The organism is Rothia sp. HMSC076D04 (genome assembly GCF_001814645.1).
Lineage (GTDB): Bacteria > Actinomycetota > Actinomycetes > Actinomycetales > Micrococcaceae > Rothia > Rothia mucilaginosa.
Window position 1 is genome coordinate 264,731 of sequence record NZ_KV817369.1, and the last position, 12,256, is coordinate 276,986.

Below are 12,256 nucleotides of genomic sequence, written 5' to 3' on the forward strand. Positions count from 1 at the left end.
GAGGTACCGAAATTACGGTACCTCCCCGCCTCGCGTTATTCACCATCGGTGCTTAGAAGGATCCGCGTCTCCGCGCAGGCTGAGCGTTGCGCAACAAGCGACGACGAATCGCGGATGCATCGCCTACTCGGCGGCTTCCTCCACCACGAGCACCACATCGCGAACCTCCAGCTCGCCCTCAGCTGCCACCAGGGAGAGCTCGCGTGCGTTACCGGCGGCCTTCAGGTCGCCCAGGCCGGCCTCGATGCGGTCCAGCTGTGCCTGCGGAGCCGCGATGGTAGCGGACTCAACCTCGGTGCGCTGCTTGACCTTCGCGTCGCTCTTAGCCTTGCGCAGGCCGCCCAGGGCCTCGGCAACATCCGGCAGGATCTGCTTGAGCGAGTCAATCTGAGCCGGGTTGGCATCAGCCAGGACCCACTGGGCCGAAATGCCGGCGGTCGGGTTCTGAGCGGAGTACTCAGCCAGCAGGGTGCCCTCCAGGACGGGCAGCGCCTGCGGCCACTCGGCGCGGTGCACGCTACCCGCACGCCACCAGGACCAAATCTCTTCGGTCACGAAGGGCAGGAAGGGCGCGAACAGGCGTAGCAGAGCGTCCAGGGTGGTGGCCAGAGCGGCCAGAACCGAAGCCTGCTCCTCCTCGCCGCGAGCACCGTAGGCACGGTCCTTAATCAGCTCGACGAAGTCGTCGGTGAAGGACCAGAAGAAGCTCTCGCAAATCTGCAGGGCACGAGCGTACTCGTACTTCTCGAAGGCGGCGGTTGCCTCTTCAATCAGGTACGCCAGGCGAGCCAGCAGGGAGCGATCCAGGGCGTTGATGAGCACGCGACCCTGAGCCTGCGAGGTGATGACGGACTTCTCGGTTGCACCCAGGTTCAGCACGAACTTGGAGGCGTTGAGCAGCTTGATGGCCAGGCGGCGGCCAATCTTCATCTGACCCTCGTCGTAGGCGGTGTCGGCACCCAGGCGAGCGGAAGCCGCCCAGTAGCGCACAGCATCCGAACCGTACTTCTCCAGAACCTCGTTCGGAACCACGACGTTGCCCTTGGACTTAGACATCTTCTTGCGGTCCGGGTCGAGAATCCAACCGGAAAGCGCGGTGTTGTACCACGGTACGGAGGAGGCCAGAGTCTCGGAACGCACGGCGGTGGAGAACAGCCAGGTGCGGATGATGTCGTGACCCTGCGGGCGCAGATCCATGGGGAAGGTCTTTGCGTGCAGGTCCGGGTTCACGCCCCAACCGGTTGCAATCTGCGGGGTCAGGGAGGAGGTGGCCCAGGTGTCCAGAACATCCGGGTCGGCCACGAAGCCGCCGGCCACGCCGCGCTGATCCTCGGTGTAACCGGGAGCGGTCTGCGAGGCGGGGTCCACCGGGAGCATATCCTCGGTGGGCAGAATCGGGTTCTCGTAGTCGGGCTCGCCCTCGGCGTCCAGCGGGTACCAGACGGGGAAGGGAACACCGAAGAAGCGCTGGCGAGAAATCAGCCAGTCGCCGTTCAGACCCTCAACCCAGTTCTCGTAGCGGCTACGCATGAAGGAGGGGTGCCAGTTGATCTCGCGGCCGCGCTCGATGAGCTTCTCGCGGCGGTCGGCGTCGCGGCCACCGTTGCGGATGTACCACTGGCGCGATGCGACGATCTCGAGGGGTTTGTCGCCCTTTTCGTAGAACTTCACCGGGTGGGTAATCGGCTTGGGATCGCCGTCCATTTCGCCGGCCTCAACCAGCATCTCCACGACGGTCTTCTGCGCGGTGAAGACGGTGGTACCTGCCATGCGCTCGTAGCGCTCGCGGCCCTCGGCGGAGGTAATCCACTCGGGAACCTCGCGGGAGAAGCGGCCGTCGCGGCCGATGAGCGCGCGGGTATCCAGCTGCAGCTCGCGCCACCAGGTGACGTCGGTGGTGTCACCGAAGGTACAAATCATGGCGATACCGGCGCCCTTGTCGGGCTGTGCCAGCGGGTGAGCCTTGATTTCGACCTCAACGCCGAACAGCGGGGAGGTGACGGTGGTGCCGAAGAGCGACTGGTAGCGCTCGTCGTCGGGGTGCGCCACGAGGGCCACGCAGGAGGGCAGCAGCTCGGGGCGGGTGGTCTCGATCCAGACCTTCTCGCCGTTGGGGCGGTGGAAGCTGATGCGGTGGTACGCGCCGGGGCGTTCCTTATCTTCTAGCTCGGCCTGGGCGACCGCGGTGCGGAAGGTGACGTCCCACATGGTGGGGGCCTCTGCCATGTAGGCGTTGCCTGCTTCCAGGTCCTTCAGGAAGGCGAGCTGGGAAACCTTGCGGGAGTGTGCGTCGATGGTGCGGTAGGTACGCGACCAGTCCACGGACAGACCCAGGGTGGTGAAGAGGTTCTCGAAGACCTTCTCATCCTCAACCGCGAGTTCTTCGCAGAGCTCGATGAAGTTGTTGCGGGAGATGCGCGGCCACTTTGCCTGGCTGCGGTCAGGCTTGGGGGTGCCGTCTGCCTTCCAGGTGATCAGGTCACGGAAGGAATCGTTGTCGGGCACGGAGGGGTCGCAGAGAACGCCGTAGTAGTTCTGAACGCGGCGTTCGGTGGGCAGACCGTTGTCGTCCCAGCCGAGGGGATAGAACACGTTCTTGCCGGTCATGCGCTGGTAGCGTGCAATGACGTCGGTCTGGGTGTAGGAGAACATGTGACCCACGTGCAGGGAGCCGGATGCGGTCGGCGGCGGGGTATCGATGGAGTAGACCTGCTCGCGAGTGGTGTTCTCGTCGAATGCGTAGGTCTTCTCATCGGCCCAGCGCTTCGAAAGCTTCTCTTCGAGGCCTTCGAGGGCGGGGCGGTCGGGAACGTTAATCTGTACGGGCGAGTCTGAGCCCAAAATGTTTTCAGCCATAAGGGCTATTTTCTCATATTCACGGCATTCTCTCAGCTCCAGGGGAATTCTGCGCTGTGCTTGCCTGTTCGTACTGCTTGATTGCGGCTTCTAGACGTGCCAGGAGGGGCTTGTATTGGCGCACAAATTGTGCCCTGCGTACTGCGGCGCGTACCCCTCTGGAGGCGGTGATTTCCTGCCAGCTGGCGGGGTCGAGGTAGCTCTGCCCGAGCAGCAGATGCACCTCAGAACTATAGGGGGTTCCGGTGGCGGCACGGATAGTGCGCGCCCGCTGCTGGAGTGCTTGGCGCTGCTCTTTAAGAGAGGTGATGCGCTGGTGCGGTATTGCTGTCATGTGGAGGTTCCCAATATGAGGAGTAATCGGCGATTCAGTGACAAACTCGGTGGAAACGGTAATGGGGGAGAGACCCCCTAATATTGCTGCCCCTGATTACCTGCAGTGTATGCGCGAAAATCTGCAGTATCAATGCCCACGAATCCTTCTCAGCAGAGCGGGCGCGGCGTAGACTGAAGATACACGACCTTTGAGGAGTTGCCAATGAGTTCTCTGAGTATTTTTGGTTTGGGCACGTCTGAAACCGTTCTGCTGATACTGCACCTGGTGCTGGTTGCGTTGTGCGTCTGGCATTTGACGGTGCGTAGCGGTTACGGTGAGGCGCGTATGCGTTTCGTACTGCCTCTGATTGCGTTCATGCCCGGTGCCGCGATTCTTTATCTGATGTCGGCGCGTGAAGGCACGGTCCCTCCGGACACCATCAAGACCGGTAGTAGCTCGCCCGTGTATTTTGAGCACCGCCTCGGGTTCCGTGACGGCGGCAGGAGTCGTTGGGGTTTGCCTCGTCGCCGCAAGTAGTAGGTGTGACAGCGTCTGTACCGTTCGTCCTGAATGGTGGCATTGTCGGCATCTATCTCGCTATCGAAAATTTCAAAATACATGCCCGCGGGTCTGCTCGAACAGAGCACCCGCGGGCATCACTCTACTAGGATTAAAGTATGACTGAGAACACCCACATTCCTGCATCTCCTTTCCTGCCCCATACCGGCGACGGCAAAGTTGCCGTGGTGACCGGCGCCTCCAGCGGTATTGGCCGAGCCACCGTGCAGCAGCTAGTAGCAAGCGGCTGGACCGTCTATGCTCTGGCTCGTCGCACCGACCGCCTCTACACTCTCTACGCGGAAACCGGCGCTCACCCGGTGACCTGCGACGTGACCGACGAGCATTCCGTCCGCTTTGTTGCCGAGCAGATCCTGGAGGAGCAAGGCACCATTGACGCCCTGGTCAATATTGCCGGTGGTGCTATTGGCGTGGATAAGGTTGCCGACGGCAAGCCTACCGATTATTTGAAGATGTACCAGATGAATGTTCTCGGTATTCTGCACATGGTGCGTGCCTTCGCGGAGGCGTTGCGCCTGAACGGTCACGGCACGATCCTGAACCTGACCTCCACTGCAGCCGAGCACGGTTACGAGGGCGGTGCCGGATACAATGCGGCGAAGTTCGGCGCTCGCGGCCTGACGGAGGCGCTCCGCCTGGAAGAAGCGGAATATAACGTTCGCGTGATTGAGATTTGCCCGGGCATGGTGCACACCGAGGAGTTCTCCCTAAATCGTCTGGGTTCCAAGGAAGCCGCCGAGCGCGTCTATGCGGGTGTTGAGAAGCCGCTGACCGCCGAGGATGTGGCGCAGACCGTGACCTTTGCGCTGAACGTTCCGCACCACGTGAACCTTGACCGCATTACGATTCGCCCGGTGGCGCAGCCCAGCCAGTTCAAGGTGATTCGCAAGGAGAGCTAAGCTTTGTGCTCTTGCGTCCGCTGATGCGGGGTTTTGTGTTTGCCTCGCCTGCATTCCTGATTCTTGGGATGCGGGCGAGGCTTTTTTTGTTGGTGCGCCCGGTAGGTCTGTGGCTTGTGTGGAGCTTTGGTCCGGGTGCCATGCGGGGTGGGAATAGGTGGGGGAGAGGTATCAAGGAGTACTTGATGGAACTATAAAGTGGTACGTGAGACTTTAAGGTTTACTATGGTGAAATAGTTGGGGTGAAATTATCCATGGAAAGTATCATATTTTCTTCAAATGCAATCAAAATGTAGGGTTGCCGGCGTTCATATGTCAGTACATGACCACAAAACACCATAATTGGTCTGTATTAACTCTCAACTTTAGGGGTGGTTTTATAACGATTTCATTACAGTTACTTAAAGCGGGCATTAAGAAGGCAGAAGACTCAGAGTTGGGTGTTAGCCTTTTAGCAGTCACACCCATGTGTGAATCTGCGCGCCCCTCAAAGACGGAGGCACACCGCGTAGGTTCACCACCGATAATTCAGAGATCGAGGAAAAATGTCGAAGACTACCCGTCGCGTTTACAAGATCGCAGCAGCGGCAGCCTTTACTGCTGGTTCCGTGGCAGCAATCCCGGCAACTTTCGCGGCAGAAGCACCCGCTGATCAGCAGCAGCAGGTTGTCGACCAGAAGGCAACTGCTCAGACTTCTTCCCTGCCCGGCGGCAACGCAACCGAGACCCCCAAGGCTGAAGCTCCTAAGACTGAAGCACCTAAGGCTGAGGCAACCGAGGCTCCCAAGGCAGAGACTCCTAAGACTGAGGCTACCGAGGCTCCCAAGGCAGAGACTCCTAAGGCAGAGACTCCCAAGGCTGAAGCAACCGAGGCTCCTAAGGCTGAAGCTCCTAAGGCTGAAGCTCCTAAGGCTGAGGCAACCGAAGCACCTAAGGCTGAGACTCCTAAGGCTGAGACTCCTAAGGCTGAAACCCCCAAGGCTGAGACTCCTAAGGCTGAGACCCCTGCTCCCGCAACCCCCGAGCCCACCACTCCCTCCACCCCGGCTCCCGAGGCGAAGCAGGCTAACCCCTTCGTCTCCATCGAGAACGCACGCTTCTCCGGTGATGCGCAGTTTAACACCGTGAGCGTTGTTGGTACCGGCTTCTACGGCGAGAAGGTCGGCCCCGGCGTTCAGGTCAGCATCTACGCGCTGGATGAGAACCAGCAGATTACCGGTGACGCCATCACCACCGTGTCCGTGTCTGCGGACCAGATTCAGGATGGCTCCTTCAAGACTTCCTTCACTGTCGAGGCAAGCAAGCTGCCCGCCGGCGCTTCCTACGCTCTGGTTGCTGTGAGCAACCCTCAGGCTGCTCAGGCTGACCAGAAGCTCGTGGCTCTCTCCTCCTTCAAGGTCACCGAGTCCACCTCTCCCGAGGCACCCAAGAACAAAGAGACCCCCGCTCCCGTGACCCCGGCACCGGAGACCCCCAAGGCTGACGAGACTCCCGCTCCCGTGACCCCGGCACCGGAGACCCCGAAGGCTGACGAGACCCCGGCACCCGAGGCTCCCAAGACTGAAGCACCCAAGGAAGAAACTCCTGCTCCGGAAGCACCTAAGACTGAGACCCCCAAGGCTGACGAGACCCCCGCTCCGGAGGCTCCCGCAGCACCCGAGAACGCAACCCTCACCACCGAGGACGCTTCCCTGAACCCGAACGATCAGTACAACGTCCTGACCTTCAACGGCTCCGGCTTCACCCACGAGTCCGTCGCTAACGGTGTGCAGATCGCTATCTTCCGCCTGGATGCAAACGGCAACATCACCGGCGACGCTCTGGCAACCCACGACGTACCCGCTTCTGAAATCGTGAACGGCACCTTCCGCGTCAAGGTCAGCGTTCTTGCTGAACTGCTGCAGCCCGGTTACGCCTACGCAATGGTGGCAACCAGCGACCCCAACGGCCCGGTACACCAGGTTGCAGTCACCACCGCCACCGTGAGCGATGCGAACAACCCCGCACCGACCCTGCCGGCAGCTACCGAGGACGAGAGCACCACCGTTCGCGATAACGGCGACGGCACCACCAGCGTCTTCACCGCTGAAATGCGCGAAGACGGTTCGGTTGTCGTAACCGAGACCCGCATGCCCTCTTCTCAGGCACCCAAGGCTAAGGTTGGTAACGCATCCGCTGCTACCTCCTCTAGCTCCAAGGGCCACACTGTAGGCGTCTCCGGCACCAAGGGCTCGGCTCAGGCTTCCTCCTCCTCGAAGCAGCAGCTGGCACACACCGGTGCTGAGGGTGTTGCAGGTATCGCAGGCGTTGGCGCCGCAGCTCTGATTGCTGGTGCCGCACTGATGCTCCTGCGCCGCCGCAGCCTCTAATAGCTCAGCCTCTATAGGCTAGGCTCTGAATATCTGATACTCGCCGCAAGGTGAGTGATTCAAGTGCCGCCAATACTCTGAAAGGGTATTGGCGGCACTTTTGCATGCCAGCAGTTTTTTGCGTGCCAGCAGTTTTTGTTGAGCTGTTCTTTGGATCTGGGGGGGGCTGGCAAGGTGTGTGCGGCAAGCGGGGTGAGAGGAGTGGCTCTTCCGTATTGGGGGTGCAGACTGGCGTAACGGAATGATTTTGTCGACTTATTTTGTGCGTGGTTATTGGTATGCACGCTTGTAATCAATGCGCATGTAAAAGTGGTGTGACCTGCGATTTTTTCACTTAGAAGAAATAAATTAAATGCATGAATGTGCAGAATATTTTTATCTCAAATCCATTAAAACTGCATATGCATGCAATAAAACCTTGAGTTTCAAGGGAGAGTTGAAAAATTTTGCCTAGTCCATGCAATTTGAGTGCTCTTGGTGATGTTATAGAGAGTAAAAAATATGCTGTGTGGGTTATTGCACAGGAAAATAGTTGGGACGTAAAGCGTCTTTACAGCAATAACAAGAAAAGTATTGTTAGTGTGGAATTACCGATAAATAGAGCGATTCCCTTCGCGGTAACTTCCACCATTACATGAACGTTATGACTAGTCCGTACGTTATAGCGGTCAATCCCGAAGAGACACCCGTCCAGCTTCGATCCGTGGCACCCTCCGGAGGGTATCGTTCACACTCACAGAAAAGGTGTGTTCCATGCCCGAACCCGCTCACTCAAAAACCCGTGCAACAGCCGCTATTGCTGCATCCGTCCTGTCCGTTACCGGTGTTGGTGCTGCGCACGCAGATGTGCAGGTGCAAAATAATGGCGGAATTGCTTCATCGACTGCGGTAGAACCCGACAATCCCCCCTCCGCAACAAACGCAACCCCCATCGAAAACGTTGCCACCCAAACCTCCCCGCAGGTGTACGTCGAGCAGGGTGTCGTCATTAACCCGGCACGTTCCCAGAGCATCACCGTCACCGGTGAAGGCTTCACCGGCGGTGCCGTTGAACGTTACGGTGTGGCGGTGTACGTGAGCGAATACCGCCAGTACCCCCTCTACGCACTGGGTCGCGGCTCCGCAGTGACGATGACCCTCGTGCCCGAACTCGATGTGGACGGTGGCCGCTTCAGTACCCAGGTGACCCTGCCCGCAGGTACCCTCGACCCCAACCAGCAGTACGTCGTCGCAACTGCCGTGGTCGACCCCGGTAAGGGTTATGCAACCGAGGACCCCTCCTACAACTCCTCCGCACCGCTGGAGCTGCTGCCCGCAAATACTCAGGATGAGCCGCTCAATGCTCAGATTCTTTCGGGGCAGCTGGAAATCCCGCAGGATAAGAACCTTGTCGTCTACAAGGTCACCGGTCTGGGTGAGGCGCAGGCTTTTGAAGTCATGACCTACACCTACGCCCTGGATAGCCAGGGTAACCGCATCCTGCTCGCTGCCTCTCCCGCGCGTGCCGACGTTATGAACGGCACCCTCCTGGACGGCATTGAAGTGCCCGGATCCAGGCTGGAAGAAGTGCAGGCTGTTCACGAAGACCTGCGCTACGTGCTGAGCATTGAGGTTGCGCCCTCTGCCGCTAATGGTTACACCGCCCAGGAAGTTGAGGTTCCCTTCATGAATGGTTGGAATGCACAGAATGGCTCCGCTCCGGTTGCTACCGCTGAGCGTGCAATGGCGGAGCAGGCACAGTTCGAGAAGAAGCAGCCTGCAGAGGAAGCGCAGCCCGCGCAGAACGCCCAGGCTGATTCTGAGCAGGTAGTTGCCGTGAGCCTCGCCGAGAAGTTCGACCACGTATTGCCCGAGGATGACCTGCGCCGCCACTACAGCCTGCCGCGCAATACCGTCTTTGACCGCGTCCACGACACCACTAAAGAACAGAACAACACCTCTAACCCCGTGATGACCGCCCGCCTGCACGTAGAAGAAACCGTAGTTCCTGAAAACGACTCAGCTAAGACCCTGACCCTGCGTGGCGAGGGCTTCACCGGTGTCGGCTCGGTACACCTGATGGTTAGTGCTGTCGACGAATACGGTGTGGCAATCGGCGGCGTGATTGCTTCGGCTGATGTCTCTGAGATTGATGCCTCCGGTGCTTTCACTGCCCAGGTGCAGATTCCTGGCTCGGCACTCAAGCCCGGCACTACCTACCGTGTGAGCGCTGTGGCGGAGGATGAGCAGGGTACTGTGCGCATGGTCAATGGCGGCTTTACTGTCGAACGCGATGGCGTGGATAGCCAGCCCCCAGCCCCCCTGCCCACTACCCCTGAGCAGGATGCGCCCACTGTCGAGGCTCCCGCAGCCGACACTCCCGCGGTCGATGCTTCGGTGCCTACTGAGCCTGCGGCTGATCAGGCTTCTGCTACCGAGCAGAAGGCGGGGGAGAGCGGTGCTGAGCAGAAGAAGGACGCTCCGGCTGGTGTTCAGGGTGCTCCCGCGCAGAATGTTTCTGCACAGAACGCCTCTGCACAGAAGGCTGAGGCGCAGAAGGGCAACGCGCAGAAGGTCGAAGCACAGGCATCTGGCTCCCAGAAGGTTGCCTCCGATGCCCAGCAGAAGCGCGAGCAGCTGGCGGCTACCGGCGCCTCCAATATGTTGGTCATTAGTGCCGCTGGATCGCTATCGCTGCTTGCCGGTATGCGTTTGAGCCGCCGTCGCCGTAGTGAGATGCAGCTCAGTTCTCGCCGCTAAAACGGGGTAATTATTGCCCCACTAGGCAAAACATGCACATAGATGTAGGGACGTCCGAAATGCAAGATTCGGGCGTCCCTACATCTTTAACTTTTTCTAAGGTTATACCTATAATTTAGAGTGCTGTCATAGACGGTACTATCACTCTTTACCACCTCGTTCACCCGAGGTGAGGAGTCGCTGTGAAGCGCCTCCGGTCACCGATATCAGAGAACCGTTATTCTGCGCCTACTTCCGACCTTTGGGCGCAGGAGTCACACGACGATTCATCACACTCACTCACGAAAATAGGTGACCATGTTTTCCACGCAGCGAACTGCTCGCGGCGCGGCGCTAGTAGCGTCTGCCGCCCTCGGTTTGGGTGGCTCCGTCGCGCCTGCAACTCTGGCCCCCGCCACCTTTGCCTCTGCCGCTCACGCGCAGACTCAGCAGACCCCGAAGCCTGAACTTCCCATCGCCGTTGCCGCCGATATGGTTAGCCACGACATTACCCTGGACCTGGTTGCTCAGAGCAATGACTACACCCTGCTGTCGTTGACCGGTGTAACCTCTTTGGAGAATCTGAGGGTTCGCCTGTCCGCCATCTCCGTTGAAGATGGCGTTGTGGCGACCATGACCGTACCCGCAGCCCAGATGACTGCCTCAAAGAATGAAGAAGGCAATATTGAGCTGAGCATCCACCAGCGCCTCAACGTTGAGCAGCCGTACATGGTGGAAATTGAGAATCTGAGCAACGGCGAGACTGTCTCCGTTGAGTTTATGCCCGAGTACGGTGTAACAGTCGACGAGATTATGGCTAGCAGCCAGAACATTTTCTTCCCGGACACCCCCGGTGTTCCCCGTGCTAACCGCGTGGAGGCGAATCCTGCCCCCGAGGTGTCCCTGAGCCCCAGCGCATCCCCGAGTGCCGCGAAGGATAGCCCGCGCCCGACGGTCGCCCCGGTACCTTCTGAAGCGCCGTCTGCATCGCAGAAAGTTTCGGCTCGTCCTTCTGCGAGTGCATCTGCTAGCGCCTCGGTGAGTGCGTCTGCCAGTGCTTCTGCTTCGGTGAGTTCTTCTACCAATGATGCGGCACCCGCTGAGGTGACCGAGGATCGTCTGTTGGTGCACTCCCGCTCCGATCGGGCTCCTGCGGAGACCCGTGAGGCGACCCTGGAAATTTCTACCGCAGAGCTGCGCGGATCGGATGAGCTGCAGCCGATTAGCGTGCGCGCTAGGAACGTTGCGGAGAGCGGCCTGGGCTATGACGTGATGGTCTTTGAAATGCCTGCTGACGGCGGTGCCGTGGGTTCACCGCTGGCGACCACGCATGTGAGCCCTCAGCAGGTGACTGATGCTTCTTTCTCTGCTGATTTGAAGGTTCCCGGTACCTCTTTGAATGCGGGTAAGCGCTACCGTGTGGTTGTGGTGGGTGGTAACTCCACTGAGGAGCTGCAGCTCATGGCGACCAGTGCTTTTGGTGTGAGCGTGATTCAGCGTGCGGTTCCTGTTGATCCGGCTCCGAAGCCTACGAATACTGTTGTTCACCCGCAGGTCCCGATGATTTCTGATGCGAATCAGCGTGTGAGCCCTTCGGCCCCTTCGGGTCGCGTGAGCACTGTGGATTCTTCAGGGGCCTCTGCGGATGCTCAAGATTTGGTGACTGATTCTGTTGCTAAGATTCCCTCGGTGGATAGCGCTCTGGGCTATATTGTGCAGGCGCAGCAGTCGGCGCGTGCGATTACCGCGCAGGCTCGTAGTTCTGTGGCTGAGACTGCGGTGGTTCCTTCGACGATGGTGATGTCTGGTTATGCGGTGATGTTGCCGGGGCGTACCGTGGTGAACCTGTTGGGTTACCAGTCTGCTGAGGGGGAGACGGTGACTGTTGCTTCGCCTCAGGAGAATGTGGGTGCTGCAGGTTCGGGTAGTTTCTATACGCGTAGCTCGAAGTCGCGCGGTGATTCTGCCGGTTCGAAGCTGGAGGCGAGCGCTCAGGATAATGGCCCGCTACCGGAGGGTACTTTGCCGCTGAGTATTGCCCTGCTGGGTTCGGTTGCCTTTGTGGGTACTGCTGTTGCGGTTAATGTGTATCGTCGCCGCCTTGAGGGCACTGAGGAGCTGGGTGCTGAGTAGTTCAGCTATTTGTTGCTTAGCGCTGTGAGGCATGGCTCTCTGTAGGGGAGTTTGTTGAGTGGGAGGCGCTCTGTCGGGTGCGTGCTGAGTGGGTGCGTGTTTGGTGTGGCGCCTTCTGTGTGCCCGGATGTTTGACTCTATTGCGCGGTGGTCTGGTGCGCTTTGGGGTGGTGTAAAAATCTCTTTTTGGTGCACTCTGGGGAATATTTTATGGCATTCGAATTTTGCGTTATTTATATCTCAGTAAAGTATTTAATTCCCTTTTATTTCGGTAATTATTGCGACATAAAGTTTTAGCACATGAATGCAATACAACATTTAGTGCAATATCCGTGTTAGGCTAGGGTGTAACCGACGTACTGGTGCGCAAATACTTGGATAGAAAC

Annotated in this window: 7 protein-coding genes; 5 read left to right on the plus strand and 2 right to left on the minus strand. The window is 58.9% G+C overall.

Annotated elements, in window-relative coordinates:
• Window positions 1-123: 123 nt before the first annotated feature.
• A complete protein-coding gene (valS, locus tag HMPREF2980_RS05545) occupies window positions 124-2,856 on the minus strand; it encodes a valine--tRNA ligase (protein WP_070690639.1) in 2,733 nt (910 codons plus the stop codon).
• 19 nt (window positions 2,857-2,875) lie between these two features.
• On the minus strand, window positions 2,876-3,190 hold the full coding sequence (locus HMPREF2980_RS05550) for a hypothetical protein (protein ID WP_070690642.1): 315 nt from the start codon (window positions 3,188-3,190) through the stop codon (window positions 2,876-2,878).
• 204 nt (window positions 3,191-3,394) lie between these two features.
• Here HMPREF2980_RS05550 and HMPREF2980_RS05555 point away from each other — a divergent pair, with 204 nt between their 5' ends.
• The 5 genes from HMPREF2980_RS05555 (at window position 3,395) to HMPREF2980_RS05580 (ending at window position 11,870) form a co-directional block, all read left to right on the plus strand.
• On the plus strand, window positions 3,395-3,709 hold the full coding sequence (locus HMPREF2980_RS05555) for a hypothetical protein (RefSeq protein WP_044150362.1): 315 nt from the start codon (window positions 3,395-3,397) through the stop codon (window positions 3,707-3,709).
• A 140-nt stretch (window positions 3,710-3,849) separates the two neighbouring features.
• Window positions 3,850-4,650 (plus strand): SDR family oxidoreductase, encoded by an 801-nt coding sequence (locus HMPREF2980_RS05560; protein ID WP_049363086.1) that lies wholly within the window; start codon window positions 3,850-3,852, stop codon window positions 4,648-4,650.
• 545 nt (window positions 4,651-5,195) lie between these two features.
• The gene (locus HMPREF2980_RS05570; RefSeq protein WP_070690646.1) at window positions 5,196-7,019 is read left to right on the plus strand and encodes an LPXTG cell wall anchor domain-containing protein; all 1,824 of its coding nucleotides are present in this window, start codon (window positions 5,196-5,198) and stop codon (window positions 7,017-7,019) included.
• Window positions 7,020-7,772: 753 nt separating this feature from the next.
• Complete coding sequence (locus HMPREF2980_RS05575) at window positions 7,773-9,758, plus strand: adhesin (protein WP_070690649.1); 1,986 nt, start codon at window positions 7,773-7,775, stop codon at window positions 9,756-9,758.
• Between the two features lie 297 nt (window positions 9,759-10,055).
• Window positions 10,056-11,870, plus strand: a complete 1,815-nt coding sequence (locus HMPREF2980_RS05580) for a propanediol dehydratase (RefSeq protein ID WP_070690652.1) — start codon at window positions 10,056-10,058, stop codon at window positions 11,868-11,870.
• Window positions 11,871-12,256: the final 386 nt, after the last annotated feature.

Bases quoted from the DNA above. Each gene is read 5' to 3' on its own strand.
- valS (WP_070690639.1), bottom strand. From the start codon at position 2,856: ATGGCTGAAAACATTTTGGGCTCAGACTCGCCCGTACAGATTAACGTT.
- HMPREF2980_RS05550 (WP_070690642.1), bottom strand. From the start codon at position 3,190: ATGACAGCAATACCGCACCAGCGCATCACCTCTCTTAAAGAGCAGCGC.
- HMPREF2980_RS05555 (WP_044150362.1), top strand. From the start codon at position 3,395: ATGAGTTCTCTGAGTATTTTTGGTTTGGGCACGTCTGAAACCGTTCTG.
- HMPREF2980_RS05560 (WP_049363086.1), top strand. From the start codon at position 3,850: ATGACTGAGAACACCCACATTCCTGCATCTCCTTTCCTGCCCCATACC.
- HMPREF2980_RS05570 (WP_070690646.1), top strand. From the start codon at position 5,196: ATGTCGAAGACTACCCGTCGCGTTTACAAGATCGCAGCAGCGGCAGCC.
- HMPREF2980_RS05575 (WP_070690649.1), top strand. From the start codon at position 7,773: ATGCCCGAACCCGCTCACTCAAAAACCCGTGCAACAGCCGCTATTGCT.
- HMPREF2980_RS05580 (WP_070690652.1), top strand. From the start codon at position 10,056: ATGTTTTCCACGCAGCGAACTGCTCGCGGCGCGGCGCTAGTAGCGTCT.